This is a genomic window from Celeribacter arenosi, from assembly GCF_039539485.1.
Taxonomy (GTDB): domain Bacteria; phylum Pseudomonadota; class Alphaproteobacteria; order Rhodobacterales; family Rhodobacteraceae; genus Celeribacter; species Celeribacter arenosi.
Map to the genome: position 1 here is coordinate 214,916 of NZ_BAABDF010000003.1, position 26,869 is coordinate 241,784.

A 26,869-nucleotide genomic window follows, 5' to 3' on the forward strand; every position below is an offset into this window, starting at 1 on the left:
GGCATAACTTTTTACCAAGGTGGCGACAACCTTTGCCAAATCAAGGAGCGCGCATGAGACGGTTCGGAAAATCCCGCCAAAATGGCATCACCTATCGCGCGCGTCCGGGCGCATATGCGATCCTTCCCGCCAATGGGCAGCTCCTCCTAACCCATCAGGGCGGCATCCATAACGAATTCCAACTCCCCGGCGGCGGTATAGACCCGGGCGAGTCGCCGATTGCCGCGCTCCATCGGGAAGTCTTCGAGGAAACCGGATGGCGAATCGGAGCAATCCGCCGGCTTTGGGCCTTCCGGCGCTACGTCTTCATGCCTGAATACGACATGCACGCGGAGAAACTCTGCCACATCTTTCTGGCGCGCCCGATCCGCAAATTGTCTTTACCTTCGGAAGCTGGCCATACGGCAGTCTGGACCTCACACGCCTTCGCAATGCAAAATGTCGCCAACCCTGGCGACCGTTTCGTGCTTCAAACCCTCTTTTCGCCGTCGAATTCCAACAAGATTGCAGAGACGTCGTCGTCGAAGCCCTGATCCTTGTTATAGCTGGCAAGTGTCCACAAAAACGTATCGAGGAACTCTTTGCCCGACCGACCCGAGATCGCTGTGAACTGATCGATCAAACCGTCTTCCCCGAGCATCTTTCCCTCCGGATCGGGACATTCCGTGACGCCGTCAGAATAGAAAAGCACACGGTCGCCGGCGCCCAGATCGACCCGAATGTCCTCGAACTGCGCCTCAGCAAAGAGCCCAATTGGCATTCCGCCGGCACCAAGAAAATCCGTGCCGCCGTCCGCGCGCTGAAGCAGCGGATGGGGGTGCCCGCATTGCACAAAATCGAGAACGCCCGAGGCCGTGTTAAAGTGACCCAGAAGCATGGTGAAATAGAGGTCCGTCTCCATCTCTTCGAGCATGAGCCGGTTGAGTTTTTCGGCGACGAGCGACGGACGCATCCCGACCAGCACCCCATCATCGCCCCGTTCAATGGCGATATTTTGCTCCGGCGTGCTCCCCGTCAGATAGGCCGCCAACCGCGCCGTCATCAATGCAGAGGCAATACCGTGACCGGACACATCGAGCGAAAACACCCCAAAACTGTCGTCACCAATCGGGAAAAACCCGACGAGATCGCCACCAACATGGCCACACGGGTGCAAAATAAGTGACAGCTGCGCTGTACCGAAGTCCCGAAACCTTTCGCGCACCAATGACTGCTGGAGTTTACGTGCCTCGACCAAATCCCTATCGACAGAATCGTACAGGTCCGAAATCTCTTGAAGCGTTGTGCTGATCAAACGGTTTTTCTCGGTCAACTCGCGCTCGACCCTCAAAATCCGCTCACCCGCACGAATCCGCGCGAGCAATTCATCGCCCGCTACTGGTTTGGTGAGAAAATCATCCGCTCCGACATCCAGGCCTCTCGCAACTTCTGCCTTGTCGGATTTGGACGTCAGCAAAATGAAGTACCCGTAGTGGGTCCGGTCGAGATTACGAAACGCTTCGCAAAACTCCAAACCCGTCATGCCCGGCATCATCCAATCCGAAACAACAAGGTCAATGTTCTCCGTCGCGCAGATTTTGAGCGCCTCGTCGCCCGACCCCGCCTCATGCACCAAATACCCCCACCGGCTAAGGTACGAAGACAGAATCCGACGCTGCGCCCGGGAGTCGTCGACAACCAACACGGAATGGACGACGCCGTTCTCCGGCACGGGACTGGGCTGTTTGATGTGATTATGCGCGACTGCCACTCGGGTCTCTCGATCTAGCTCTATCCATTCGATCATGCCGGCGCGCCTTTTAACGCAGGCTTAATGTGAGAGTTTTATTGAATAAATTTCTTACCTTCGCGGTTTAGTAACCCGCCGGAGGCATCATTCCCTCAAAAGGAGTTCACCATGATCGACTGGGACCGAATCGACATACTGCGGAGTGAAGTCGGCCCTGAGGATTTCGGGGAGGTTGTTGAGCTATTTCTCGAAGAGGTGGATGAAGTGATCGCTGCCATGCGGGACAAAACCAACACGATGACGCTCGCCGAAACGATGCACTTTCTCAAAGGTAGTTCGCTAAATCTCGGCTTCGCAACTTTTTCGAGCCTCTGCCGCGGCGCTGAAATCATGCTTGCGGCGGGGCAGGCCGACGAAATCGATATGGATGAAATAATCGATTGCTACGATGCGTCGCGCCAAACCTTTCTGGAACACGTCGAACGGGCCGCTTGATCAGATCAGGAATTCGGACAACGCCTTATCTTCGGTGATGTCGCGATAGGTGAGGCCCGCCACATCCATTTTCCCGAACAGCACTTTGAAGTTTTCGGGCGCTTCCGTTTCGATCCCGATCAGAACCGACCCGAAATTTCGCGCTGACTTCTTCAAATACTCAAAGCGCGCGATGTCGTCATTTGGCCCCAACATTTCGAGAAACTCGCGCAGCGCACCCGGCCTCTGCGGCATCCTGAGAATGAAATACTTTTTCAGTCCCTGATATTTCTGCGCCCGTTCTTTGACCTCGGGCAGGCGTTCGAAATCGAAATTGCCGCCCGTGGTGACACAAAGCACGCGCTTGCCGGCAATCCGGTCGCGCAAATCCTCAAGCACATCAACAGATAGCGCGCCGGCAGGCTCCAAAACGATCCCTTCGACGTTCAAGAGTTCCAATATCGTCGCGCAAACGCGATCCTCGGACACCGCAAAAACGTTGTCGCGCGGCGTGTCGGACAACATCGAAAACGGTAGCGCACCGATCCGCGCAACCGCCGCCCCATCCACAAAACTGTCAACCTGCTCAAGCGTCACCGGCCCGCCATTCGCCAACGCGGCCCAAAAACTACGCCCGCCTCTTGGCTCAACCAAAATAAACTCTGCATCGGGTGATCTTTCACGAAAGTAGGAAACCATGCCCGCAGACAATCCACCGCCGCCGATCGGTACGATGACGATGTCGGGCGCACCCATTTGGCGCAACGCCTCGACCGCTACGGTGGCCTGCCCTTCGATCACATCCACGTCGTCAAATGGCGCGAGAAAATGCCCCCCCGCCTGCGCGCAATGTGCCTGAGCCGCCGCGAGCGTGTCGTCGAAATAGTCCCCAACCAACTGGATATCGATCCAATCCCCGCCGAATATCCGGGTTTTCTGGATTTTCTGCTGTGGCGTTGTTACGGGCATAAAGATCACGCCCCGCACCCCGAGTTGGCGACACGCATAGGCCACACCCTGCGCGTGATTACCCGCAGAAGCGCACACAAACAGGTTCTGGTCAGGATCCTGCGCGCGCACTTTGTTCATCGCATTCCACGCACCACGCAATTTGTAGGACCGCACAGGCGTCAGGTCTTCGCGTTTAAGCCAGATATCGGCACCAAACCGGTGCGAGAGGTGGTCATTGCGCGCGCAGGGTGTCGTCTCGAACAACTCCCGAATGCGCGTTTCGGCAGCTTCCGCACGCTGCGCAAATCCGGCGTTATCCATCACATGTCTCCCGCGCTGACCGCTTCGTAGATGGATGACAGCAGGCTGACACCAACCATCAGGATCACCCACCCCGCCGCCAGTTCGTAAAGAAGACCGATAATGCCATCACCCAAAACAACCGCGGGCACCTGCAACAACAGGATACCCATCAGGCCCAATATCGCCGCCTGAAAAATCGCGCCGCTGATTTTGGAGGTCATTGCCCACGCCGCCCCCAACCCGAGATTTTCGCCCAGCGCCGCGGCCGGCAAAATTGGCGACACGCGGTAAAATCCGTAAATGGCAGGCAGTCCGACGAGCGCGGCGATCACAATCACCCCCACACTCTGAATTGCGCTCCCCAACAACATGGACATCACCCCCGACGCCAAGGCCCCGAACAGAATGACGAGAATCCCGATCTTGATGGTGTTGATCGCATAGGCCCAAATCGGCCCGCCCTGCCATTGTGGAAGCACCGATGTCGGACGTTCTCCGCTCAGAACAAAACGATGCCATGCAACCGCGATCCAACAGGACGCCAAAGCGACCGAAAGAGAGACCAACAAAACGATCAAGGCAATCGACAACGGCACCTGCGCGGCGGCCCCTTCGCCGATCAAATTGTTCGCGACAACTTCCGCGCTAATGATCTGGATCGCGATCATCCCGATCCAAATGAGCCCCGAAACCGCAAGGGCTTCGTTAAAGTTATTGGCCACGCGTCGCACGGAATAGCGAAAAAGCTCGAATCCTGTCATGCAAATCTTCCCGGTTTTGATCCCACTCGTCTAAAGTTTTTGTGCGGCGAACTAAAGCCTTGGCGTGAGGAAACCTTGCCCTTCCGGCGAAAACCCGATAATCGCCCGTGCGACATCCGAAAGGGAATTCCATGACCGCGCCAAAGAAAGTCGTGCTTGCCTACTCAGGCGGCCTCGATACCTCGATCATCCTTAAATGGCTTCAAACGGAATACGGCTGCGAGGTTGTTACCTTCACCGCAGACCTCGGCCAGGGTGAAGAACTCGAACCCGCCCGTGCCAAGGCCGAACTTCTCGGCATCCCGTCGGAAAACATCTACATCGAAGACCTGCGCGAAGAATTCGTGCGCGACTTCGTTTTCCCGATGTTCCGCGCCAATGCGCTGTACGAAGGCCTCTATCTCCTCGGCACGTCGATTGCCCGCCCGCTGATCTCCAAACGTCTGGTCGAAATCGCGCAGGAAACCGGCGCCGACGCTGTGGCCCATGGCGCGACCGGCAAAGGCAACGATCAGGTGCGCTTCGAATTGTCCGCCTATGCGCTGAACCCGGAAATCAAAGTGATCGCCCCATGGCGTGAATGGGACCTGTCGTCGCGCACAAAACTGCTCGAATTCGCAGAACAACACCAGATCCCCGTGGCCAAAGACAAACGTGGCGAAGCCCCGTTCTCCGTCGACGCCAACCTGCTGCACACCTCTTCCGAGGGCAAAGTCCTCGAAGACCCCGCAGATATGGCGCCGGACTACGTTTTCCAGCGTTCGGTCGCACCCGAGGATGCGCCCGATGCGCCCGAATTCATCGAAGTGACCTTTGAAAAAGGCGATGCGGTCGCGATCAACGGCGAAGCCATGAGCCCCGCCACAATCCTCACCGCCCTGAACGAATACGGCCGCAAACACGGCATCGGCCGTCTCGACTTTGTCGAAAACCGTTTTGTCGGCATGAAATCCCGCGGCATCTACGAAACGCCCGGCGGCACGATCCTGCTGGAAGCGCACCGCGGCATCGAACAGATCACCCTCGACAGCGGCGCAGGCCACCTCAAGGATTCGATCATGCCGCGCTATGCGGAACTGATCTACAACGGCTTCTGGTTCTCGCCGGAACGCGAAATGCTTCAGGCATTGATCGACAAATCGCAGGAACACGTTACCGGCACGGTCCGCGTGCGCCTGTACAAAGGCGCTGCGTTCACCGTCGGTCGCTGGTCGGATCACTCGCTCTATTCCGAGGCCCATGTGACCTTCGAAGACGACGCTGGCGCATACGACCAAAAAGACGCGGCAGGCTTCATTCAGCTGAACGCACTGCGCCTGAAACTGCTCGCCGCACGTAACCGTCGGTTCAAATAATCGCTGATTGTTATGAATTTAGGGCGCCTTCGGGTGCCCTTTTTCATGCCGGATCGAAACGCGCAACCTCATCGGCGGACGGAATAGCATCCGCCGTCCCGTGGCGCGTAACTTTGAGGGCCGCCGCCTTCGCCGCCCACTCCATCGCCTCCGAAACCGATTTGCCGAGATCGAGCCCCGCCGCAACATACCCGATATAGGTATCCCCTGCCGCCGTCGTATCCACGGCATCTACACGCGGAGCCGCCACAACATGGCTTTCACCGGTCTCGTTTGACCGCCACTTCGCGCCCTTCGACCCCAAGGTTACGATGACCTCGGGAACAGGAATGGTTTCCACCGTGACGCCCAGCGCGGAACAAAGCTGTTCCGCCTCAACCTCATTCATCACCAACATCGTGACACTCGGCAAAACCGCGCGAACCGCATCTACCGAAAACGGGGCCGCCGAATAGATCACGCGTATCCCCGCCTTGCTCGCCTGCTCTGCCGCCTGCGCCTGCAACGTTGTCTCGTTCTGGATCATCAACGTGTCACTGGGCGTTGCCTGCGCCAGAGCCTGCTCCACAGCGCCCGCATCCAACTGCCAATTCGCCCCCGGATCGAGCACGATGACGTTTTCGCCATGATCGTCGACATAGATGATCGCATGGCCGGTATCCGTGTCTAATCCGGCCAAAAACCGGCAATCGACACCATATCCTTCGATCCGTTCACGCACCCAGGTGTCACCGGACCCAATGGCCCCGATGTGGCTGACATGCGCGCCCGCCTTGGCCGCGGCGACGGATTGGTTCGTGCCCTTTCCGCCCAAACCGATGCTATGCGATCTGGCCTGCAACGTCTCACCGGGCTGCGGCAAATGCGGCACCGCATAGAAGTGATCGATGTTCACTGAACCCAGATTATAGACCGCCACCTGCGACCTCCCTTATTCCGACTGCCCGATCCGGCACGCGGCCATGATCGCCATGTTCAGGATATCGTTCACCGTCGAGACCGTCGAACAAATCTGCACCGGCTTGTCGACGCCGGTCAGGATCGGCCCGATCAGGGTCGCCCCCGCCAACTCCTGCAACAACTTCGTCGAAATCGACGCCGAATGGCGCGCAGGCACAACGAGGATATTTGCCGGACCCGTCAAACGACAAAAGGGATAGGCCTTCATGGCTTCCGGATTAAGGGCGACATCAACCGTCATCTCGCCCTCATACTCGAAATCCACCCCCCGCTCGTCGAGAACCTTCGGCGCGAGATGCATTTTGCTGGCCCGCTCGGAAACCGGATAGCCAAAGGTAGAGAAGGACGCGAAAGCCACACGCGGCTCGATCCCCATACCCCGCGCGACACGCACCGCAGCCTCTGCAATGTCCGCCAAATCGTTCTGGTCGGGCCATTCGTGCACCAAGGTATCGGTGATGAAAATGATCCGGCCTTTGTGCAGAACCGCCGTCACGCCCACCGCGCCATCTTCCGCATGCGCATCAAACACGGAATTGATCCGGTCGAGCACATGCGCGGACTTGCGCGTCACACCCGTCACCAAACCGTCCGCATGCCCATGCGCCAACATCAGCGCAGAAAACACGTGGCGATCGCGCGCGGCGAGACGGTGAATATCTTTCTGGTCGAACCCGTCACGCTGAAGGCGCTCGTAGAGAAAGTTTTTGTAGTCATCGAGATGCTCGGTATTCGCCGCGTTCACGATTTCCAATTCGCTCGCCGCTTCCAACAACCCCTCGGACTTCAGCTTTGCCTCGACATCGTCTTGACGACCGACCACCAAAGCACGCCCGTATCCACCACGTTGATAGGCCACGGCCGCACGCAACACGCGGGAATCGTCCCCTTCGGCGAAAACCATCGTCGCCTGCGCCTGACGTGCGCGGGCATAAAGGCCCTGCAAAATCTGCGCCGTCGGATCCATCCGCGCCTTTAGATCATGAATGTAGCCATCCATATCGACGATCGGGCGACGCGCCACACCGGTGTCCATCCCCGCCTTCGCGACCGCTGGCGGGATCATGTAAATCAGGCGCGGATCAAACGGCGTCGGAATAATATAATCCCGCCCGAACGACAGCTTGCGCCCATAGGCCAAGGCAACCTCATCAGGCACATCGGCCCGCGCCAGCTCGGCAAGCGCACGGGCACAGGCGATTTTCATATCGTCGTTGATCGCACGCGCATGAATGTCGAGCGCCCCGCGGAAGAGATAGGGAAATCCGAGGACGTTATTGACCTGATTGGGATAATCGGAACGTCCCGTGGCCACGATCACATCGTCACGCACCGCATGCGCGTCTTCCGGCGTGATCTCCGGATCGGGGTTCGCCATCGCGAAAATCACCGCATTCGGCGCCATCGAGGCAACCATATCCTGCGTCACAGCACCCTTGACCGACACGCCGAGGAACACATCCGCGCCCTTCATGGCCTCTTCGAGTGTGCGGTGATCGGTCTTTGCCGCATGCGCCGATTTCCATTGGTTCATGCCCTCGGTGCGACCCTGATAAATCACGCCCTTGGTGTCGCACATGATGCAATTGTCGTGCTTTGCACCCATCGATTTGATCAGTTCGAGACAGGCAATCCCCGCCGCCCCCGCACCGTTGAGAACGATTTTGCACTCCGACAGCTTCTTGCCCGAAATATGCAGCGCATTGATCAGACCGGCCGCGCAAATCACCGCCGTGCCGTGCTGGTCGTCATGGAAAACCGGAATATCCATGGTCTCTTTGAGCCGCTGCTCGATGATAAAACACTCGGGCGCTTTGATATCTTCGAGATTGATCCCGCCAAAGGTCGGCCCCATCAGACGCACCGCCTGAATGATCTCTTCGGGATCCTCTGTGTCCAATTCGATGTCGATGGAGTTCACATCGGCAAAGCGTTTGAACAAAACCGCCTTCCCCTCCATCACCGGCTTGGACGCCAAAGCCCCCAGATTGCCCAACCCCAACACAGCTGTGCCATTGGAAATCACCGCAACGAGGTTGCCCTTGTTGGTGTAGTCATAGGCCGTTTCCGGCAGTCGCGCGATTTCTTCGCAGGGCACCGCAACACCGGGCGAATAGGCCAACGACAGATCGCGCTGCGTCGACATCGCCACACTCGGCGTGATGTCAAATTTACCTGGACGGGGTTCGAGATGGAATCTGAGCGCCTCTTCACGAGACAGTTTTGCCTTGGGCATTTGAGTGGGCCTCCTCCTTGCCGGTTCTCTTTCTTATCCACATGACCCTTCACTCTCAACAAAGATTACTTGCGGCCCTTTACCCTGCACGCCTGACCGCTAAATTGGCACAGCTTCGACCATGCCCCGGGGGACATCGTGACTGCGGAAAAACCAGCCGCCACGCCAATGATGGCGCAATATCTCGACATCAAGATGCGCCATCGCGATGCGCTCCTGTTTTATCGGATGGGGGATTTTTACGAGCTGTTCTTTGACGACGCGATTGCGGCGTCGGCGGCGCTCGATATTGCGCTGACCAAACGTGGAAAACACGCAGGCGACGATATCCCGATGTGCGGCGTGCCGGTCCACGCGGCGGAAAACTACCTGCACATGCTGATCGCCAAAGGGTTCCGCGTCGCCGTCTGTGAACAACTCGAAAGCCCCGCCGAGGCCAAAAAGCGCGGCTCCAAATCCGTGGTCAAACGCGATGTCGTCCGCCTCGTCACACCCGGCACATTGACCGAAGACAGCCTGCTCGACGCGCGCCGCCACAACTACCTCGCAGCCTACGCCGAAGTTCGCGACAAAGGCGCGATTGCCTGGGTGGATGTCTCGACAGGCGACTTCCACGTCATGCCCTGCACGCCCGTTCAATTGGGTATCGAACTCGCCGCACTGGACCCGTCCGAAATTGTCGTCTCCGAGACAATATTGCCTGAATTGGCTGGATTAGTGTCTGATTTCGAACCGCGCATGACCCCTTTGTCGCGCTCTTCCTTCGACAGCACGGCTAACGAGAAAAAGCTATGCGACCTCTTCGGCGTGGCGACCCTTGATGCCTTTGGCACCTTCGATCTACCCGAAGTCTCCGCCATGGGCGCCATCGTCGATTACCTCGATATCACCCAAAAAGGACGCCTCCCTCTGGTGCGCCGCCCCGTGCGCGAAGCGATTTCAAACTCTGTGCGCATTGATGCCGCGACCCGCCGAAACCTCGAAATCTCGCAATCGCTCTCCGGCCATCGCGACGGCTCGCTCCTCTCGGTCATGGATCGAACGGTCACGGCCGCGGGTGGTCGCCTACTGGATCGCCGCCTCTCGTCCCCCTCCTGCGACGTCGCCCTCATCAACGCGCGCCTCGATTGCATCGATTTTGCCTTGGCCAACACCGGCCTCGCCAACTCACTGCGCGATGCCCTGCGCGCGGTTCCGGATATGGAGCGTAGCCTGTCCCGCCTCGGCTTGGATCGCGGCGGCCCGCGTGATCTCTCCGCCATTCGCAACGGACTGACTCAGGCCATGGCGATCAACGGCGAATTGCAGGGCCTGAACCTGCCGCCCCTGTTGTCCCAACAGGTCACCGGCCTCGGCGGACACGAAACTCTGGTCGACCTGCTCGACGCCGCGCTGGTCGCAGAACCGCCCCTTCTCACCCGCGACGGCGGTTTCGTCGCGCCCGGATATGACGACGATCTCGACGAAGCCCGCACCCTGCGCGACGAAGGCCGCGGCGTGATCGCCGGCCTTCAGGTGGACTATGCCAATCAAACCGGCATCACCTCGCTGAAAATCAAACACAACAACGTGCTGGGCTACTTCATCGAAACCACGTCGACCCATGCCCAGAAAATGCTGTCGCCGCCGCTGTGCGAAGTCTTCATCCACCGCCAGACCACCGCGAACCAGGTTCGCTTTACCACCGTTGATCTGAGCGAAATGGAGACCAAAATCCACAACGCGGGCGGCCGCGCTCTCGAAATTGAAAAACGCATCTTCGAAACCCTGACCACCGCCGTTCTGGAGGCCGCCGCACAGGTGCGCGACGCCGCGCAGGCGCTCGCGGAGATCGATGTCACAACCGCCCTCGCCGATCTCGCAAATTCAGAGGATTGGAGCCGTCCTGAGGTGGATTCGGGTCGAAACTTCGACATTACGGGCGGCCGTCATCCGGTTGTCGAACGCGCCTTGCGCAGGCAGGGCGGCGAAAGCTTCGTTGCGAACGACTGCACACTATCGGCCGGTAAAGATGCAGCCTCTATTTGGCTCCTGACCGGTCCGAACATGTCGGGTAAATCCACATTCCTGCGCCAAAATGCGCTCATGGCGCTAATTGCCCAATGCGGATCCTACGTTCCCGCGAAATCCGCCCATATCGGTGTCGTGTCCCAGCTCTATTCCCGCGTCGGTGCCTCCGACGATCTCGCGCGCGGACGCTCAACTTTCATGGTCGAAATGGTAGAAACCGCCGCGATCCTCAATCAGGCCGACGACCGCGCGCTCGTCATTCTCGACGAAATCGGACGCGGCACCGCGACCTATGACGGCCTGTCGATCGCCTGGGCGACGCTCGAACATCTGCACGACATCAATCGGTGCCGCGCGCTATTTGCGACGCATTACCACGAAATGACCGCGCTCTCCGACAAACTCACCGGCGTCGAAAACGCGACCGTGCGCGTGAAGGAATGGGAAGGCGACGTCATTTTCCTGCATGAAGTCGTCAAAGGCAAAGCCGACAGATCATACGGTGTGCAGGTCGCGCGCCTCGCCGGTCTGCCCGATCTGGTGATCTCTCGCGCCACGACTGTTCTTGCCGCGCTCGAAAAAGGCCAGATGGAGAGCGCCGCAAACCCCAAAGCCGTCATCGACGACCTCCCGCTTTTCGCCACGACCCCGCCACCCGCGCCAAAAGCAGCGCCAAAAGAAAGCGTGGTCGAAAAAAAGCTCGCCGAGGTTATCCCCGACGAGCTGTCTCCGCGTGATGCGCTCCAAATCCTCTACGATCTGAAGGCGCTTCTAGCCGAATAATGTTTAACCGGGGGTCGAACTAACGCCGACCTGCGCAGGACGCAAAAGCCGGTCGTGGATCATGAACCCGACATTCATCACCTGAATGATGTCGCCCGCTTTGGTGTTTGGAACCGGCGCTTCGAACATCGCCTCATGCTCCTGCGGATCAAAACGGTCGCCGATTTCGGGGGCGATGATTTCGATGCCATGTCTACCGAATACAGACGCCAGCTCGCGCATGGTCAACTCGATGCCTTCGATCAACGCCGCCTGCGCTTCACGCTGCTCGTCGGTGATCGCATCAATCGCCCGCTTCAGGTTGTCGAAAACCGGCAACATGTCCCGCGCCAACTTCGACCCACCGTAGTTCTCGGCTTCGCGACGATCACGTTCGGCACGTTTGCGCGAGTTTTCGGCATCGGCAACGGCACGCATGAAACGATCGCGGAATTCATCCCGCTCGGCGCGCAACTCTTCGAGTTCATCGACAACATCATCGCCACCGACGAATTCTTCCGCATCGAAATCCATTTCGGTTTCAGCACCGGTGTCTTCGGTCAGGTTCTTTTCGGTATCAGCCATTTCTTCCCTCTCACGACTTACTGGACAACACCCGTCCAACAAGCTGGGCCGTGTAATCAACAATCGGAACGATGCGCCCATAATTGAGCCGCGTGGGCCCGATCACACCCACTGCACCTATGATCTTTCGGTCAGCGTTCATATATGGAGAAACCACCAAAGAGGAACCCGAAAGCGAAAAAAGTTTGTTCTCAGAGCCGATAAAAACACGCACACCGTCACCTTCCTCGGTCAACTCGAGGTACTCGGCAATATCCCGCTTTCTTTCGAGGTCATCAAAGAGCGATCTGATGCGCTCCAGCTCCTCGGTTTCCGTTGATCCTTCGAGCAAATTGGCGCGCCCCCGCACGATCAACCGCTCGTAACGCGACCCTTCGCTCTCCCAGAACGCATCCCCACTGCGGATCAATTCCGCGGCGAGCGAATCGAGGTCACGCCGGTTCTTTTTGATCTCGACCTCCACAACGCTGCGCAAATCCGCCAAAGTGCGACCCGCGGCGAGGGAATTGAGGAAATTCGTGGCCTCCCGCAGAGACGACGCGGTCTGTCCCGGCGGCGGGGTAAAGATTCGATTCTCCACATGCCCGTCTTCAAACACCAAAATGACCAAGGCCCGATCGGGCGCGAGACTCACAAATTCCACGTGTTTGACCGGCGCTTCCTGCTTGGGCGCGAGAACCAGACTGGCCCCATGCGTCAGCCCCGACAGGGTCGATCCCACACGATCCAGCATCGACGTTACATCGCCGGATTCCTTGCCGAGCGAGCCGTCAATCGTATTGCGCACCTCGTCGGTAACCGTCCCAACCTCCAGCAATCCATCAACAAATAGCCGCAGCCCGAGTTGCGTAGGAATGCGCCCCGCCGAAATATGCGGGCTATCCAACAGGCCGAGATACTCGAGATCCTGCATCACATTGCGGATCGTCGCGGCAGACACCTGCTCGCTCATCGACCGCGTCAACGTGCGCGACCCCACCGGATCACCACTCTCGAGATAGCCCTCAACAACGCGGCGAAACACTTCGCGCGATCTATTGTTCATTTCGGAGATCAGATTGGTTTTTTCTGTCATGTCATTCGAGCTGTTCAATGCCTAACGCACTAAATCGGCAAGGGGCGGGAGGGTCAATCGGACTTGCACCCCCACCGTCGCGATGGCTATGACACTGCGAACCCGTACAAAAGGATTTTCCATGCGACCCTCCGGTAGAAAACTAGACGAAATGCGCCCGATTTCAATCGACGTCGGGGTGACCAAACACGCCGAAGGCTCCTGCATGATCCGCTGTGGCGACACGCATGTTCTGTGCACCGCGACCATCGAAGACCGCCTTCCCCCCTTCCTGCGCAACAGCGGTCAGGGATGGGTCACCGCCGAATACGGCATGCTGCCCCGCTCGACCTCCTCGCGGATGCGCCGCGAAGCAACCGCCGGCAAACAGGGTGGCCGCACCGTCGAAATCCAACGCCTCATCGGGCGCTCCCTTCGCGCAGGCGTGGATCGCGTCGCGCTCGGCGAACGCCAGATCACCGTGGATTGCGACGTGATTCAGGCCGATGGCGGCACACGTTGCGCCTCGATCACCGGCGGCTGGGTCGCGCTGCGCCTCGCCGTGAACAAATTGATGAAGGCCGGCGATGTCATCACCGATCCGCTGATCTCCAACGTCGCCGCGATCTCCTGCGGGATTTACGCAGGTCAGCCCGTGCTCGATCTCGACTACCCCGAGGACAGCGAAGCCGGCGTCGACGGTAACTTCATCATGCTCGCCAACGGCCAGATGATCGAAACCCAGATGAGCGCAGAAGGCGCGACCTATTCGCGTGCCCAGATGAACGAACTTCTCGACCTCGCCGATAAAGGCGTGGCCGAACTCGTCGCCGCCCAAAACGCAGCGGTCGCATAATGCGAAAGTTCGACGGTCAAAAGCTCGTCCTTGCCTCCCACAACAAAGGCAAACTGCGTGAAATCGCTTTGCTCGTCGAACCCTTCGGGATCGAGGTCGTCTCCGCGGGCGACCTCAACCTCGAAGAACCCGAAGAAACCGAAAGCACATTTGCCGGAAATGCACGGATCAAGGCACATTTTGCCGCCACCGCGTCCGGCCTACCCGCTCTTTCCGATGACAGCGGGATCATGGTCGACGCGCTCGACGGCGCGCCCGGCGTTTTCACCGCCGACTGGGCCGAAACGCCCAACGGGCGCGACTTCCCCATGGCGATGGAAAAGGTCTGGACCCTGCTAGAGGAAAGAGGCGCCCCCGAACCCCGCACCGCCCGCTTTTGCTGCACCCTCTGCCTCGCATGGCCTGACGGTCACGACGAAATTTTCGAGGGCACGGTTTCGGGACGCCTCGTGTGGCCAATGCGCGGCGATCTCGGCTTCGGCTTTGACCCGATCTTCCTGCCCGACGGAAAATCGGAAACATTCGGCGAAATGGACCCCGCCAAAAAGCACGCAATGAGCCACCGCGCCGATGCTTTCACCAAATTGGTCTCCGGCTGCTTCGATGGCCGCTGAAAGACCCGAAGACTGGCAGTTCGGCGGGTTTGGTCTCTATATCCACTGGCCATTCTGTCAGGCAAAATGCCCGTATTGCGACTTTAACTCCCATGTCACGGCCTCAATCGACCAAAAACGTTGGTGCGCGGCCTATCTGAGCGAACTCGACCGTGTGGCCCAGACAACCGGCGGTCGCGTGTTGCGCTCGATCTTCTTCGGTGGCGGCACACCCTCCCTGATGGAGCCCGAAACCGTCGCCGCCATTATCGAGCGCGCGCAAAAACACTGGCGCTTTGCCAATGACATCGAAATCACGCTGGAGGCCAACCCGACCTCCGTCGAAGCGGGCCGTTTCGCCGGTTACCGCGAAGGCGGCGTCAATCGCCTCTCCATGGGTATCCAGTCCCTGCGCGACGACGACCTGAAACGCCTCGGCCGCCTGCATTCCGTCGACGAAGCCATCCGCGCCTTCGACACAGCCCGCGCCCATTTCGACCGCGTCAGCTTTGACCTCATCTACGCACGTCAGGGCCAATCCTTGGCAGACTGGAAAACGGAACTCCGCGAAGCCCTCGCCATGTCGATCGACCACCTGTCGCTCTACCAACTGACGATCGAGGAAGGCACCGCCTTTGGCGACCGCTACGCCGCCGGAAAACTGCGCGACCTGCCCGCCGAAGATCTCGCCACGGACATGTATTTCGCAACGCAGGAGATCTGCGACGCCGCAGGAATGTCCGCCTATGAAGTGTCTAATCACGCCCAAACAGGGTCTGAAAGCCGTCACAACCTGGTCTATTGGCGCTACGGCGATTATGCGGGTATCGGCCCCGGCGCCCACGGTAGACTGACGCTAAACGGCTCCCGCCACGCAATCGACACCCCACTGGCCCCCGGCGCATGGCTCGCTCAGGTCGAAAAAACCGGCTCCGGCCAAAAATCCGCGACCCTCATCACAGGCGCAGAACAGGCAACCGAATACCTCCTGATGGGCCTGCGCATCACAGAAGGCGTCGATACATCGCGCCTATCAGCTATGCTAGGACGCGAATTTACAATTAAAAACAATTACTTAGTGGAAGAAGGCCTGATAGAGCAGCACGAAAACGCTCTGAGGGTCACGGCCAAAGGCCGCCCCCTCCTCAACGCAATCATCCGAGAATTGATGCCGGATTAACGGCTGCGCGACAGAATCTGACAAAGCGCGTCGAGATCGTCGAGTGACCCGTATTCCACCGTCACACTACCGCTCTCTGTTCCGTCTTTATGATCGATCTGGACCTTCATCCCGAGAGCCGCGCTCAAATCACCCTCGAGAGACCGCGTATCCGCATCCTTCGTCGACGAACCGCTCGATGAACGCCGTGTTTTCGCCGGCTGGTCATCATCACGATCCTTCGCGCGCCGCTCTGCCTCACGAACCGACCACCCGTTTTTCACGATCTCGCGCGCCAAAGCCGCCGGATCCTGCGCCGCCAAACAGGCCCGCGCGTGACCGGACGACAAAGCCCCGGTTTCGACGAGCGTTTTCACCTCATCGGGCAGATTCAGCAGACGCATCAGGTTTGCGATATGGCTGCGGCTTTTACTTAACCCTTCGGCCAGCTTTTCCTGCGTATGCCCGAACCGCTCCATCAACTGCTTATAGCCCGCAGCCTCCTCAATCGCGTTGAGGTCGTCGCGCTGAATATTCTCGATAATCGCAACTTCGAGAACCTCGGTGTCCGAATAGTCCCGCACAATCACCGGCAATTCATGCAGTTGCGCCTTCTGGGACGCCCGCCACCGCCGCTCGCCAGCAACGATTTCAAACGCACCTTCCCGCGTCGGACTCGGCCGCACGATCAATGGCTGAATGACACCCTTCTCACGAATCGAATCGGCCAGCTCGTTGAGCTTTTCCTCATCGAACCGACGCCGCGGTTGATCCGGATTTGGAATGACGCTTTCAATCGGCAGCACCATATCTGGTCTGCGTGGCGCGCTTTCACCACTATCTGTAGTTGGCTCCGGCGTCACGTCCGCCATCAAAGCAGACAGCCCGCGCCCCAATCCGCGCGCTTTTCCTTTGGTGAATTTATCTGCCATTTCTTAGCCTCCCCGAACCACGAGTTCTTCTGCCAGCGCGCGATAGGCCTGACTTCCTTTCGATTCCGGATCGTAGGTTAGCACCGGCATCGCATAGGACGGCGCCTCACTTACCCGTACGTTCCGTGGAATTACCGTTTTGAACACCAGATCACCCAGATTATCCCGCGCATCGGCCTCAACCTGACGGGAAAGATTGTTCCGCTGGTCGTACATCGTCAACACCACGCCTTCGATGCGCAGCGCGGAATTTGCCGTCTGGCGTACCTCGCGGACCGTCAACATGAGCTGCGACAGCCCCTCCAACGCAAAAAATTCGCTCTGCAGCGGCACCAAAACCGAATGCGCCGCGACCATGGCGTTCACAGTCAGCAAACTCAACGACGGCGGGCAGTCGATCAGAACAAAATCGAGGCGAAACGCATCCAGCGACCTTTGCCGTAGCGCGTCGTGCAGCAGAAAACTGCGCTTTTCATTGGATATCATCTCAATATCCGCAGAACTCAGATCAACCGTCGCTGGAGAGATATAAAGCCCTTCAATATCAGTCGCTTGAATGACATCGGCCGCGTCAACCTCCCCCAACACGAGGTCATAGGTCGTCAAATCGCGCTTTTCGGCTGTAATCCCGAGGCCAGTGGATGCATTCCCCTGCGGATCCAAATCCACGACGAGCACGCGATACCCCAGTTCGACCAAACCAGCCGCGAGATTGATTGCCGTTGTCGTCTTCCCTACGCCGCCTTTTTGGTTGGCCATGGCGATAATACGGGGTCCTTTCGGACGCGAAGGGTCAGTCACGCTTTAGATCTCCGATTCGAAGTACAACAGCATTATCATCCGTCTTGCTCGGAATTGCTTCGTGTTTAAAGCGCCATTTTGATTGAGCTTCCGCCATTTCGTCCTCAAAACGCGCACCCTTCATCAAAAGCGCACTTCCACTAGGCGCAAGATGACAGGCAACCAACTCCAATAGCGGCCCAAGTGGCGCAAGCGCCCTCGCCGAAACAACATCCGCGTTCAGATTTTCCATCGAATCGATTCGCTGCGCATAGACCTTTGCGGAAAGTCCAAGGTCCCGAACCACCGTCCGAAGGAACGCGCACTTGCGCTGATCCGATTCAATCAGGTGAAATTCGATCTCTGGCGCAATCTCTGCCGCGAGGACCGCACAAACCAATCCCGGAAACCCGGCACCGCTTCCTATATCCGCCCAACGCTTTGCCCCGTCGGGCCGCAGAAAGAAAACCTGCGCAGAATCGACGATATGACGCGTCCAAGCATCAGAAATCGTTGATTTTGCCACCAGATTGATCTTCGGCGACCACTTTTCGAGGAGTGCTTGGTAGGTTTCGAGCTTTTCAATTGTTTCACGTGAAACATGCTCGGTCAGCCAACGGTCATCCCCCATCACGATGCTTTCGCCCGACTTTTCTGGCGAATCCGCGAAACGATCAGATTCGCCGCCGCCGGCGTCATCCCCTCGATCCGCAAAGCCTGCGCGATATTCTGCGGGCGCGCGACAGCTAGCTTCGCGCTCAACTCGTTCGAAAGCCCGGAAAGCCCTGCGTAATCAAAGTCATCCGGAATCGGCACGACCTCATCACGCCGCAACGCTTCGACATCCAACTTCTGGCGATCAATGTAACTCGCGTATAGCGCATCACGCTCCAATTGCTCCACAATCTCGGGATCAATGTCGGAAATACGCGCGTCGATTTTCACGAGATCCGCAAAGGAAACATCCGGAAACGACAAAACCTGATAAAGCGAACGCCGCGACCCATCCTCGCTGACCTGCAAACCCGCCTTTTTCAGCGCATTTGGCGTGTAGGCATCCGCCTCCAAACGCGCACGTCCGGCTGCCAGCGCTTCCATTTTCGCGCCAAAGACCTTCGAACGCGTCTCGCCAACCAATCCCACATCAACACCGAGCGGCGTCAAACGCTGATCCGCGTTGTCCGCCCGCAGCGACAGCCGGAACTCGGCGCGCGACGTAAACATCCGATAAGGCTCCGTCACCCCGCGCGTAACAAGATCGTCGATCATCACCCCGATATAGCTCTCGATACGCGAAAACACGGTCCCCTCCAGATCCGCTGCACGACGCGCAGCGTTCAATCCGGCAACCAACCCTTGCGCCGCTGCCTCTTCATATCCCGTCGTTCCATTGATCTGACCGGCAAGGAAAAGACCAGGAACCGCTTTTAATTCAAGCGTTTGGCGCAATTCGCGCGGATCCACGTAATCATACTCAATCGCATACCCAGGCTGGAGAATGGTCACATCCTCAAGGCCAACGATGGAGCGCACGTAGGTTTCCTGCACATCCAAAGGCAAAGATGTGGAAATGCCGTTCGGATAGACCGTGTGATCATCCGCCCCTTCGGGCTCCAAAAACACCTGATGGGACGTTTTATCCGCGAAACGGACAACTTTATCTTCGATAGACGGGCAATACCGCGGACCGACGCCCTCGATATGCCCGCCATACATGGCAGACCGCGACAGGTTCGCGCGGATCACATCGTGGGTTTTTTCGTTGGTGTGCGTGATGCCACAGGCGATCTGGGGCGCGGAAACCTTGCGATTGAGGAAGGAAAACAGCACAGGATCATCATCCCCCGGCTGCATTTCCAGAATATCCCACTTGATCGTGCGCCCATCGAGGCGCGGCGGCGTCCCCGTTTTCAGCCGCCCCATGCGTAGCCCGAGGCCATATAGCCGCTCCGCCAGCGCGATGGACGGCTTATCCCCCATTCGCCCGCCCGATTTACGGACGTCGCCAATGTGAATAACGCCGTTCAGGAAGGTCCCCGTCGTCAAAACCACAGAAGCCGCGCTCAGCGTGCTCCCATCGCCCAACACAACACCGGTGACGACACCACCCTCAACACTGAGATCGATCACTTCACCTTCGAGAATCGTCAGGCCTTCCTGCGATTCCATCTCCGAAAGCATGGATTCACGGTAAATCTTGCGATCCGCCTGCGCACGCGGCCCCTGAACCGCCGGCCCTTTGCGCCGGTTCAACAGCCGAAACTGGATACCCGCACGGTCCGCAACGCGTCCCATAACCCCGTCCAGCGCATCAATCTCGCGCACGAGATGGCCTTTACCGAGGCCGCCAATCGCCGGATTACAGGACATTACGCCGATTCCATCGCGCTTTAGCGTGATCAAAGCCGTCCGCGCACCTGTCCGCGCCGCAGCAGCAGCCGCATCGGTTCCGGCGTGACCTCCGCCGACCACGATCACATCAAAGTCCCGTTGTTTCACGTGAAACACCTAATCCTATTTTCCAATGCAGAAGCTGGAGAAAATCTCCCCCAACACCGCTTCAACGTCGATTCTGCCAAGCAGGCTGTCTAACCGCCTGATCGCTGTCCGTAAATGCTCGGCCGCGATCTCCGCTCTGTCAGAACCGTGCAATACCTCATTTTGCACTGATTCCAAAGAGCTCAGCGCATCCGTCATCGCCACCTTATGTCGCTGGCGAATGGCCGTCGAGGCACCCATGACCTTCGCGGACAGGGTGTCGGAAATCCGCTCAACCAACACATCCACGCCGAAACCACTGCGCCCGGACACGGAAGGCGCACCCACACGCCCCTCGTCATCCTTTGACACCAACACAATATCCCCGTCGCGCGGCGCAATATCAGGCACCTCGTCCGGCCCACTCACGAGGAAAACCCGCAAATCCGCCAATTCTGCCCGCTGCTTAGCCCGCTCAACACCAATCGCCTCGACCTGATCCGCCGTTTCCCGCAGACCCGCCGTATCCAACAACGTCACCGGCAACCCGGCGAGGTCCATCCGCACCTCGATCACATCGCGCGTGGTGCCCGCAATCTCCGATGTAATCGCCGCGTCCCGCCCTGCCAAGGCGTTGAGCAACGTCGATTTACCCACATTCGGCGCCCCGACAATCGCAACCTCAAACCCGTCACGAATGCGTTCCGCGCCCCAGGCGCCAGCAACCTCCGCCTTCAATTCCTGCTGAACAGAGGCGATCAATTGCGCAACTTCCGGCGACACATCCACGGGAACTTCCTCATCCGCGAAATCAATCGTCGCCTCGATCAGGGCCGCCGCACGGATCAACGCCGCCCGCCACCGCTCTGTCTTCTCGCCAAGCGCACCGGAAAACACGCGCAAAGCCTGCCGCCGCTGCGCCTCGGTTTCCGCCTCGATCAGATCGGCGAGCCCCTCAACCTGCGCGAGATCCAACCGCTCATTCTCCATCGCGCGCCGCGTGAACTCACCGGCCTCCGCCGACCGCAGCCCGTCAATTTCCGACAGCGCCGCCAAGACCGCATTCACCACAGCGGTCGATCCATGCAACTGCAACTCCGCCGCACGCTCACCGGTAAAGGACGCACCCTCCTCGAAAACAATGACGAGCGCCTCATCCAGAAACTCGCCCTTGAACGTCAACCGACGCAGCGCCGTGCGCCGCACAGACGGCACATCTCCGGCCAGCGTTTCAACCGCATGAAACGACAGCGGCCCGGAAATCCGGACCACTGCAACTCCCGCTTTTCCGCGGGCGCTCGCCAAGGCGAAAATCGTATCCATAGGCGTAACCTATTGATATTATTACATTTAAGCGTTCATTGAGTCGAAGAACTCGCCATTCGTCTTGGTCTGCTTCAACTTCGAAATCAGGAACTCGATCGCGTCCGTCGTGCCCATCGGGTTCAGAATCCGACGCAACACATAGGTCTTCTGAAGATCCTTGGAATCGACCAGCAACTCTTCTTTCCGCGTCCCGGATTTGAGAATATCCATCGCAGGGAAAACACGTTTATCCGCAACCTTGCGATCCAGAACGATCTCGGAGTTACCCGTCCCTTTGAATTCCTCAAAGATGACTTCGTCCATCCGCGACCCCGTATCGATCAACGCCGTCGCGATAATGGTCAGCGACCCACCTTCTTCGACATTTCGCGCAGCACCAAAGAAACGCTTCGGGCGCTGCAGAGCATTCGCATCCACACCACCGGTCAGAACCTTGCCCGACGATGGCACCACGGTGTTGAACGCACGGCCCAGACGCGTGATCGAGTCGAGCAGGATCACAACATCGCGCTTGTGCTCGACCAGACGTTTCGCCTTTTCAATCACCATCTCGGCCACGGCCACGTGACGCGTCGCAGGCTCGTCAAAGGTCGAGGACACAACCTCCCCCTTCACCGACCGCTGCATATCCGTCACCTCTTCGGGACGTTCATCGATCAACAGCACGATCAGATAGCACTCGGGATGGTTCGTCTCGATCGAATTGGCGATGTTCTGCAACAGCACCGTTTTACCCGTGCGCGGCGGCGCCACGATCAAGGCCCGCTGACCCTTACCGATCGGCGCGACAAGGTCGATGATCCGCGCAGAGCGATCCTTGATCGTCGGATCCTCGATCTCCATCTGGAACCGCTCATCGGGATAGAGCGGCGTCAGGTTGTCAAAGTTGATCTTGTGACGCGCCTTCTCGGGCTCTTCAAAGTTGATCTGCGTAACCTTGGTGATCGCGAAATAACGCTCGCTCTCGTCAGGCGCCTGCATCACGCCCTCGACCGTATCGCCGGTGCGCAAACCATGCTGACGGATCACATCGGGAGAAACGTAGATATCATCGGGACCCGGCAGGTAGTTCGCCTCGGGAGAGCGCAGAAACCCGAACCCATCCTGCAGAACTTCCAAAACGCCATCGCCGGAAATTTCCCACCCTTCCTCGGCCCGCTCTTTGAGGATCGAGAACATCATGTCGCCTTTGCGCATGGTCGAGGCGTTCTCGATCTCGAGCTCTTCAGCCATGGACAGCAGGTCCTTGGGGCTTTGCGCCTTGAGTTCGGCCAGGTTGAGCTTTTCGTTGGTCTCGTCGATCATCGGAAATATCCATCACGGGCCGCTAAAACGACCCTAAAATCTAAATGTAACTGGGAAATCCACGCGGCCAGGACGGCCAGGATTTGTCGCTAAGTAGGCGTTTGACCGCTTCAAGTCAATCTTTCCTAGAACGGGCGCGCAATCACCATGACCACAATCACAATCATCAAAAGCGTCGGCAATTCGTTCATCATCCGGTACTGACGCCCCGTCCGCGTATTTGTTCCGGCCACAAATTCCTTGCGCCGAACAGCGCACCACATGTGAAACCACGTCATCGCAATCACCGACACTGCCTTGATCCACGACCACGCCGATCCCCAATCGACCACACCCGGCGTCATCACCAAAATCAACCCGAACAGCCAGGTCGAAATCAGAGCGGGGTTCATGATGATCTTCAAAAGCTTCTTTTCCATGTCCTGAAAAAGCAGATCCGTCTCAGACCCCGCAACCACGCTTTCCGTGTGCCGCACAAACAATCTCGGCAAATAGAAAATCCCTGCCATCCACGCGATCACGGAGATCACATGCAAAGACTTCGCCCACGGGTATATCGCCAAAAGAACATCACTCATGAGCCTAGGTGTCTCTCCTTTCCAAATAAAAGAAAAGAAGAAAGAATTGATGATGTTGTAAGTAGGGCCTGTGGATAATGGGGATTATCGACCTATCCCCAGAACCGTGCGCACGCTCTCGGCCCACCATGGTTATCCTCGCCCGAATGTGGGTAACCGCAAAAATCCGGTATTTCCCGCATCTGTAACGCGCAACCTGCCGCTTCGTCACCCTGTGAACAGCTTTCGGATAACTCACGGCTGGACCATTTGTCCCGAGGGTGTGAAAACGACTTCTCCCTAGGGACATGTGCCCTCGAAAAAAATGTCAAACTCTGGACTTGTCCACCGCCCTGCGGCTTTGGCAAAACACGAACAGAGTCGTCCCGTCGGTTAAACCGGAGTTATCAACAGGCCATGAACACACCGACACGCCTCATACTCGCGTCAGGATCCTCGATTCGTCGCCAGCTCCTCGAAAGCGCCGGTTTGGACGTTGAAACGACCGTGGCGCGAATTGATGAAGAAACGATTAAAATTACGCTGATCGACGAAGGCCACAGCCCCCGCGACATCGCCGACGCCCTCGCAGAAGGCAAAGCACGCAAAGTCGCGCTCAAAAACCTCGACGCCTTCACCATCGGCTGCGATCAAACCCTGTCCTTCAAAGGCACGCTCATTTCAAAAGCCGCCTCCCGCGACGAAGCCCGCGACATTCTCGCCCGCATGCGCGGCGAGCGCCACATCCTCCATTCCGCGGCCGTCATCTATCACGATGGCGAACCCGTCTGGCGCCACATCGGCGAAGTCCGCCTCACCATGCACCCCGTCTCCGACGCCTATCTCGACGATTATCTCGACCGGAACTGGGACAGCGTGCGCGACGCCGTGGGCTGCTATAAACTCGAAGAAGAAGGCATCCGCCTCTTTTCCCGCATCGACGGCACCTATTTCGATGTCCTCGGCCTCCCGCTCACCCCGCTCCTTTCATATCTGGGGCAAAGAGGTATCATCGCGACATGACCAACAAAATTCCTCTCGCCGGCGTCATCGGCTCCCCGATTGCCCATAGCAAATCCCCCCATCTGCATAACTACTGGCTCAAACGCTACGGCCTGCCCGGATTCTATATCCCCCTCGATGTCAGTCAGGCGGATCTGAAATCCGTCCTCGCCGAAATGCCGAAAATGGGCTTCGTCGGCGCCAATGTGACCATCCCGCACAAAGAAACCGTGCTGGGTCTGGCCGATATCGTCACCGACCGCGCGGCGCTGATCGGGGCGGCAAACACGCTGATCTTCCGCGCCGATGGAAAACTGCACGCCGACAATACAGACGGATACGGCTTCGTTGAAAACCTGCGCGCCAACTCCGATTGGGATCCCGCCGCCGGCCCCGCCGCCATTCTCGGCGCAGGTGGCGCGGCCCGCGCCGTCATCGCCTCCCTTCTGGAGGTCGGCGTCACCGAAATCCGCATCTCCAACCGCACCCGCACCCGCGCAGACGCGCTTCGCGCCGAATTCGGGTCGAAACTGACCGTCCACGAATGGGTGCAGGCGGGCAATATGCTCGACGGCGCGCGCACCGTGGTCAACACAACCGCCCTCGGCATGACCGGAAAACCCGACCTCAAAGTGCCGCTCGACGCCCTCAGCCCCCGCGCCGTCGTCTCCGACCTCGTCTACACGCCGCTGCGCACGAATTTCCTCGAAAAAGCCGCCCAAAACGGCTGCCAGACCGTCGATGGCCTCGGCATGCTCCTCCATCAGGCCGCCCCCGGCTTTGAACGTTGGTTCGGCCACCGCCCCGAGGTCGACGAAGACACCCGAAACCACGTTCTGAACGCATGAAACGCCCGCTCGTGATCGGCCTCACCGGCTCCATCGGAATGGGCAAAAGCACCACGGCCAAGATGTTCGCCGATCTGGGCGTGCCCGTCTGGGATGCGGACGCCGCCGTTACCCGCCTCTACGCACAAGGCGGCAAAGCGGTCGAACCGATCCGTGCATGGCTGTCAGAGGCGATCATCGACGGCGCGGTGTCCAAAGACGTGCTGAAATCCCACATCCGCAGCACCAAAGACGCGCTCACAGACCTCGAAACCATCGTCCACCCCTTGGTGGCCGAGGATCGCGCGAATTTTCTGGCCAATATCGATGCCGATATCGTCCTCCTCGACGTGCCGCTGCTGTTTGAAACCGGACTCGACACCCAGGTGGACTGCATCGTGGTCGTATCCGTCGACGCCGACACCCAATCCGCCCGCGTTCTCGCCCGCCCCGGCATGACGCGCGACCAATTCGAAGCGATTTTGGCCAAACAAACCCCCGACGCCGAAAAACGCGCCCGCGCGGATCACGTCATCACCACCTATTCAATGGACGACACCGCCGAGCAGGTTAAAACTGTGGTCGAAAACCTACGCAAGGACGCCGCAAATGCGTGAAATCGTACTCGATACCGAAACCACAGGCTTTGATCCCGAAGGCGGTGACCGTCTCGTGGAAATCGGTGCGATCGAACTCATGCGCCACGTCCCGACCGGCAACACCTTCCACGTCTATATCAACCCCGAACGCGATATGCCCGACGGGGCTTTTGGCGTGCACGGCATCGGTCCAGACCTTCTCACGCCGCCCCGCCCTCCAAAACCGGGTGAAATCACCCTAAAAGACAAACCGCTATTCGCCGCCGTGGCGCAGGATTTCCTCGACTTCGTGGGGGACTCCAAAATGGTCATCCACAACGCGTCCTTCGATATGAAATTCCTCAACGCCGAACTCGGCTGGCTCGGCAAACCGCGTCTGCCCATGGAGCAGGCCATCGACACCCTCGCCATCGCGCGCCAGAAATTCCCGGGCTCCCCCGCCTCCCTCGACGCGCTGTGCCGCCGGTTCCTGATCGACAACAGCTCGCGCACCCTGCACGGCGCGCTTCTCGACTCGGAAATTCTCGCGGAGGTCTATCTCGAACTCATCGGCGGTCGGCAACCCGATCTGGTCCTCACCCCCGACGCGCAGGAACAGGACGACGCCCACGCAGCCGGCGCGAATACCGCGTGGCGCCCCTCGCGACGCCCCAATCCCCTGCCGAGCCATATCTCGGACAAAGAAAAGGCCGCCCACCAAGCCTTTGTAGAGGCAATGGGCGACCAAGCGTTGTGGCGTAAACTGGCTGACTAAGCCTTAGTTCGTTGTCGCAGCGGCAGCCTGAGCTTCGGCGCGACGTGTCATATCCTGACGATAGAGCTGAACGAAATCGATGTTGTCGAGGTTCAGCGGCGGGAAGCCACCATCGCGGGTGATGTCATGCACAATGCGACGCAGGAACGGGAACAGCATCCGCGGGCATTCGATCATCAGGAACGGATGCAGCTGCTCTTCGGGAACGTTCTCGATGTGGAACACACCGGCGTAATCGATCTCGAGAATGAAAAACGTCGCATCGCCGCTCTCCGTCTTCGACTCGATCTTCACCTTGGTGCCGACCTCGAACTGGTGATCTTCGGTGCGCTTCTTGGCATCCATCGCGACCTGAACCGAAATATTCGGACGGCCTTCAACCTTCAGCGACTTCTGCGCCAAAATGTTTTCAAACGACATGTCGCGGATGTACTGGCCAAGGATCTGCATCTTGACCTGGTTCTGCGGCGCTTCAGGGGCCACATTCGTTGTTGTTTCGCCGTTTTCGGCCATTGGGATAT

At 58.5% G+C, this 26,869-nt stretch carries 26 protein-coding genes; 11 read left to right on the plus strand and 15 right to left on the minus strand.

The window, feature by feature from the left end; genetic code table 11:
* Positions 1–53 precede the first annotated feature (53 nt).
* Positions 54–533, plus strand: a complete 480-nt coding sequence (locus ABD815_RS03265) for an NUDIX domain-containing protein (RefSeq protein ID WP_344843394.1) — start codon at positions 54–56, stop codon at positions 531–533.
* Here the strand turns inward: ABD815_RS03265 and ABD815_RS03270 are convergent.
* Positions 470–1,786, minus strand: a complete 1,317-nt coding sequence (locus ABD815_RS03270; protein ID WP_344843397.1) for a PP2C family protein-serine/threonine phosphatase — start codon at positions 1,784–1,786, stop codon at positions 470–472. The genes ABD815_RS03265 and ABD815_RS03270 overlap by 64 nt on opposite strands.
* Before the next feature lie 111 nt (positions 1,787–1,897).
* On the opposite strand from ABD815_RS03270, the gene ABD815_RS03275 reads away from it, so the two are divergent.
* Entirely contained in the window at positions 1,898–2,224 is a 327-nt protein-coding gene (locus tag ABD815_RS03275) for an Hpt domain-containing protein (RefSeq protein WP_344843399.1), read from the plus strand.
* Here ABD815_RS03275 and ilvA read toward each other — a convergent pair whose 3' ends face one another.
* Together ilvA and ABD815_RS03285 are read right to left on the minus strand one after the other, a co-directional pair.
* Positions 2,225–3,475: a threonine ammonia-lyase IlvA gene (gene ilvA / locus ABD815_RS03280; protein WP_344843403.1), complete on the minus strand. Its 1,251-nt coding sequence runs from the start codon at positions 3,473–3,475 to the stop codon at positions 2,225–2,227.
* On the minus strand, positions 3,475–4,218 hold the full coding sequence (locus ABD815_RS03285) for a hypothetical protein (protein ID WP_344843407.1): 744 nt from the start codon (positions 4,216–4,218) through the stop codon (positions 3,475–3,477). Before ABD815_RS03285 ends, ilvA begins: the two co-directional genes overlap by 1 nt.
* A gap of 131 nt (positions 4,219–4,349) precedes the next feature.
* Between ABD815_RS03285 and ABD815_RS03290 the strand changes: the two genes are divergently transcribed.
* Entirely contained in the window at positions 4,350–5,573 is a 1,224-nt protein-coding gene (locus ABD815_RS03290; RefSeq protein ID WP_344843410.1) for an argininosuccinate synthase, read from the plus strand.
* Positions 5,574–5,616: 43 nt separating this feature from the next.
* Here ABD815_RS03290 and ABD815_RS03295 read toward each other — a convergent pair whose 3' ends face one another.
* A complete protein-coding gene (locus ABD815_RS03295) occupies positions 5,617–6,492 on the minus strand; it encodes a ribokinase (RefSeq protein ID WP_344843413.1) in 876 nt (291 codons plus the stop codon).
* Positions 6,493–6,504: 12 nt separating this feature from the next.
* Positions 6,505–8,769 (minus strand): NADP-dependent malic enzyme, encoded by a 2,265-nt coding sequence (locus ABD815_RS03300; protein ID WP_344843416.1) that lies wholly within the window; start codon positions 8,767–8,769, stop codon positions 6,505–6,507.
* A gap of 168 nt (positions 8,770–8,937) precedes the next feature.
* Between ABD815_RS03300 and mutS the strand changes: the two genes are divergently transcribed.
* On the plus strand, positions 8,938–11,562 hold the full coding sequence (gene mutS, locus ABD815_RS03305) for a DNA mismatch repair protein MutS (RefSeq protein ID WP_344844247.1): 2,625 nt from the start codon (positions 8,938–8,940) through the stop codon (positions 11,560–11,562).
* 3 nt (positions 11,563–11,565) lie between these two features.
* On the opposite strand, the gene ABD815_RS03310 is transcribed toward mutS, so the two are convergent.
* Positions 11,566–12,075, minus strand: a complete 510-nt coding sequence (locus ABD815_RS03310; protein WP_425549843.1) for a nucleotide exchange factor GrpE — start codon at positions 12,073–12,075, stop codon at positions 11,566–11,568.
* A gap of 61 nt (positions 12,076–12,136) precedes the next feature.
* The gene (gene hrcA, locus ABD815_RS03315; protein WP_344843421.1) at positions 12,137–13,201 is read right to left on the minus strand and encodes a heat-inducible transcriptional repressor HrcA; all 1,065 of its coding nucleotides are present in this window, start codon (positions 13,199–13,201) and stop codon (positions 12,137–12,139) included.
* A 121-nt stretch (positions 13,202–13,322) separates the two neighbouring features.
* On the opposite strand from hrcA, the gene rph reads away from it, so the two are divergent.
* The 3 genes from rph to hemW are packed head-to-tail and all read left to right on the plus strand — an operon-like array spanning position 13,323 to position 15,809.
* The gene (rph, locus tag ABD815_RS03320; RefSeq protein WP_344843423.1) at positions 13,323–14,036 is read left to right on the plus strand and encodes a ribonuclease PH; all 714 of its coding nucleotides are present in this window, start codon (positions 13,323–13,325) and stop codon (positions 14,034–14,036) included.
* Positions 14,036–14,650, plus strand: coding sequence for an RdgB/HAM1 family non-canonical purine NTP pyrophosphatase (gene rdgB, locus ABD815_RS03325; protein WP_344843426.1), 615 nt, complete (start codon positions 14,036–14,038; stop codon positions 14,648–14,650). The genes rph and rdgB overlap by 1 nt, the downstream gene beginning before the upstream one ends.
* Entirely contained in the window at positions 14,640–15,809 is a 1,170-nt protein-coding gene (hemW, locus tag ABD815_RS03330; RefSeq protein WP_344843429.1) for a radical SAM family heme chaperone HemW, read from the plus strand. The genes rdgB and hemW overlap by 11 nt, the downstream gene beginning before the upstream one ends.
* Here the strand turns inward: hemW and ABD815_RS03335 are convergent.
* The 7 genes from ABD815_RS03335 to hemJ form a co-directional block, all read right to left on the minus strand.
* The gene (locus tag ABD815_RS03335; RefSeq protein WP_344843431.1) at positions 15,806–16,720 is read right to left on the minus strand and encodes a ParB/RepB/Spo0J family partition protein; all 915 of its coding nucleotides are present in this window, start codon (positions 16,718–16,720) and stop codon (positions 15,806–15,808) included. The genes hemW and ABD815_RS03335 overlap by 4 nt on opposite strands.
* 3 nt (positions 16,721–16,723) lie before the next feature.
* Complete coding sequence (locus ABD815_RS03340; protein WP_344843433.1) at positions 16,724–17,521, minus strand: ParA family protein; 798 nt, start codon at positions 17,519–17,521, stop codon at positions 16,724–16,726.
* Complete coding sequence (gene rsmG, locus ABD815_RS03345; protein ID WP_344843436.1) at positions 17,514–18,131, minus strand: 16S rRNA (guanine(527)-N(7))-methyltransferase RsmG; 618 nt, start codon at positions 18,129–18,131, stop codon at positions 17,514–17,516. Before rsmG ends, ABD815_RS03340 begins: the two co-directional genes overlap by 8 nt.
* Positions 18,131–20,008, minus strand: coding sequence for a tRNA uridine-5-carboxymethylaminomethyl(34) synthesis enzyme MnmG (gene mnmG / locus ABD815_RS03350; RefSeq protein WP_344843438.1), 1,878 nt, complete (start codon positions 20,006–20,008; stop codon positions 18,131–18,133). The genes rsmG and mnmG overlap by 1 nt, the downstream gene beginning before the upstream one ends.
* Before the next feature lie 6 nt (positions 20,009–20,014).
* A complete protein-coding gene (gene mnmE / locus ABD815_RS03355) occupies positions 20,015–21,301 on the minus strand; it encodes a tRNA uridine-5-carboxymethylaminomethyl(34) synthesis GTPase MnmE (protein WP_344843441.1) in 1,287 nt (428 codons plus the stop codon).
* Between the two features lie 27 nt (positions 21,302–21,328).
* On the minus strand, positions 21,329–22,609 hold the full coding sequence (rho, locus tag ABD815_RS03360; RefSeq protein ID WP_344843444.1) for a transcription termination factor Rho: 1,281 nt from the start codon (positions 22,607–22,609) through the stop codon (positions 21,329–21,331).
* A 125-nt stretch (positions 22,610–22,734) separates the two neighbouring features.
* Entirely contained in the window at positions 22,735–23,187 is a 453-nt protein-coding gene (gene hemJ, locus ABD815_RS03365) for a protoporphyrinogen oxidase HemJ (protein WP_344843447.1), read from the minus strand.
* A gap of 396 nt (positions 23,188–23,583) precedes the next feature.
* Here hemJ and ABD815_RS03370 point away from each other — a divergent pair, with 396 nt between their 5' ends.
* From ABD815_RS03370 to dnaQ, 4 genes are read left to right on the plus strand one after another with little or no spacing between them, the layout of a single operon-like run.
* On the plus strand, positions 23,584–24,189 hold the full coding sequence (locus ABD815_RS03370; RefSeq protein ID WP_344843450.1) for a Maf family protein: 606 nt from the start codon (positions 23,584–23,586) through the stop codon (positions 24,187–24,189).
* Positions 24,186–25,016 carry a shikimate dehydrogenase gene (locus ABD815_RS03375; protein WP_344843453.1) on the plus strand — a complete coding sequence of 277 codons (831 nt, stop codon included), beginning with the start codon at positions 24,186–24,188 and terminating at the stop codon, positions 25,014–25,016. Before ABD815_RS03370 ends, ABD815_RS03375 begins: the two co-directional genes overlap by 4 nt.
* Entirely contained in the window at positions 25,013–25,612 is a 600-nt protein-coding gene (gene coaE, locus ABD815_RS03380) for a dephospho-CoA kinase (protein ID WP_344843456.1), read from the plus strand. Before ABD815_RS03375 ends, coaE begins: the two co-directional genes overlap by 4 nt.
* The gene (gene dnaQ, locus ABD815_RS03385; protein ID WP_344843458.1) at positions 25,605–26,348 is read left to right on the plus strand and encodes a DNA polymerase III subunit epsilon; all 744 of its coding nucleotides are present in this window, start codon (positions 25,605–25,607) and stop codon (positions 26,346–26,348) included. Before coaE ends, dnaQ begins: the two co-directional genes overlap by 8 nt.
* Positions 26,349–26,351: 3 nt before the next feature.
* Here dnaQ and secB read toward each other — a convergent pair whose 3' ends face one another.
* Positions 26,352–26,861 (minus strand): protein-export chaperone SecB, encoded by a 510-nt coding sequence (gene secB / locus ABD815_RS03390; protein WP_344843461.1) that lies wholly within the window; start codon positions 26,859–26,861, stop codon positions 26,352–26,354.
* Between the last annotated feature and the right edge of the window lie 8 nt (positions 26,862–26,869).

Excerpts from the sequence above, each read along its gene's own strand:
- ABD815_RS03265 (WP_344843394.1), top strand. The coding sequence starts at position 54 with ATGAGACGGTTCGGAAAATCCCGCCAAAATGGCATCACCTATCGCGCG.
- ABD815_RS03335 (WP_344843431.1), bottom strand. The coding sequence starts at position 16,720 with ATGGCAGATAAATTCACCAAAGGAAAAGCGCGCGGATTGGGGCGCGGG.
- ABD815_RS03275 (WP_344843399.1), top strand. The coding sequence starts at position 1,898 with ATGATCGACTGGGACCGAATCGACATACTGCGGAGTGAAGTCGGCCCT.
- rsmG (WP_344843436.1), bottom strand. The coding sequence starts at position 18,131 with ATGGGGGATGACCGTTGGCTGACCGAGCATGTTTCACGTGAAACAATT.
- ABD815_RS03285 (WP_344843407.1), bottom strand. The coding sequence starts at position 4,218 with ATGACAGGATTCGAGCTTTTTCGCTATTCCGTGCGACGCGTGGCCAAT.
- dnaQ (WP_344843458.1), top strand. The coding sequence starts at position 25,605 with ATGCGTGAAATCGTACTCGATACCGAAACCACAGGCTTTGATCCCGAA.
- ilvA (WP_344843403.1), bottom strand. The coding sequence starts at position 3,475 with ATGGATAACGCCGGATTTGCGCAGCGTGCGGAAGCTGCCGAAACGCGC.
- rph (WP_344843423.1), top strand. The coding sequence starts at position 13,323 with ATGCGACCCTCCGGTAGAAAACTAGACGAAATGCGCCCGATTTCAATC.
- ABD815_RS03310 (WP_425549843.1), bottom strand. The coding sequence starts at position 12,075 with ATGGATTTCGATGCGGAAGAATTCGTCGGTGGCGATGATGTTGTCGAT.
- mnmE (WP_344843441.1), bottom strand. The coding sequence starts at position 21,301 with ATGGATACGATTTTCGCCTTGGCGAGCGCCCGCGGAAAAGCGGGAGTT.
- rdgB (WP_344843426.1), top strand. The coding sequence starts at position 14,036 with ATGCGAAAGTTCGACGGTCAAAAGCTCGTCCTTGCCTCCCACAACAAA.
- secB (WP_344843461.1), bottom strand. The coding sequence starts at position 26,861 with ATGGCCGAAAACGGCGAAACAACAACGAATGTGGCCCCTGAAGCGCCG.
- hemW (WP_344843429.1), top strand. The coding sequence starts at position 14,640 with ATGGCCGCTGAAAGACCCGAAGACTGGCAGTTCGGCGGGTTTGGTCTC.
- ABD815_RS03270 (WP_344843397.1), bottom strand. The coding sequence starts at position 1,786 with ATGATCGAATGGATAGAGCTAGATCGAGAGACCCGAGTGGCAGTCGCG.
- rho (WP_344843444.1), bottom strand. The coding sequence starts at position 22,609 with ATGATCGACGAGACCAACGAAAAGCTCAACCTGGCCGAACTCAAGGCG.
- mutS (WP_344844247.1), top strand. The coding sequence starts at position 8,938 with ATGATGGCGCAATATCTCGACATCAAGATGCGCCATCGCGATGCGCTC.
- hrcA (WP_344843421.1), bottom strand. The coding sequence starts at position 13,201 with ATGACAGAAAAAACCAATCTGATCTCCGAAATGAACAATAGATCGCGC.
- hemJ (WP_344843447.1), bottom strand. The coding sequence starts at position 23,187 with ATGAGTGATGTTCTTTTGGCGATATACCCGTGGGCGAAGTCTTTGCAT.
- ABD815_RS03375 (WP_344843453.1), top strand. The coding sequence starts at position 24,186 with ATGACCAACAAAATTCCTCTCGCCGGCGTCATCGGCTCCCCGATTGCC.
- ABD815_RS03300 (WP_344843416.1), bottom strand. The coding sequence starts at position 8,769 with ATGCCCAAGGCAAAACTGTCTCGTGAAGAGGCGCTCAGATTCCATCTC.
- ABD815_RS03290 (WP_344843410.1), top strand. The coding sequence starts at position 4,350 with ATGACCGCGCCAAAGAAAGTCGTGCTTGCCTACTCAGGCGGCCTCGAT.
- ABD815_RS03370 (WP_344843450.1), top strand. The coding sequence starts at position 23,584 with ATGAACACACCGACACGCCTCATACTCGCGTCAGGATCCTCGATTCGT.
- coaE (WP_344843456.1), top strand. The coding sequence starts at position 25,013 with ATGAAACGCCCGCTCGTGATCGGCCTCACCGGCTCCATCGGAATGGGC.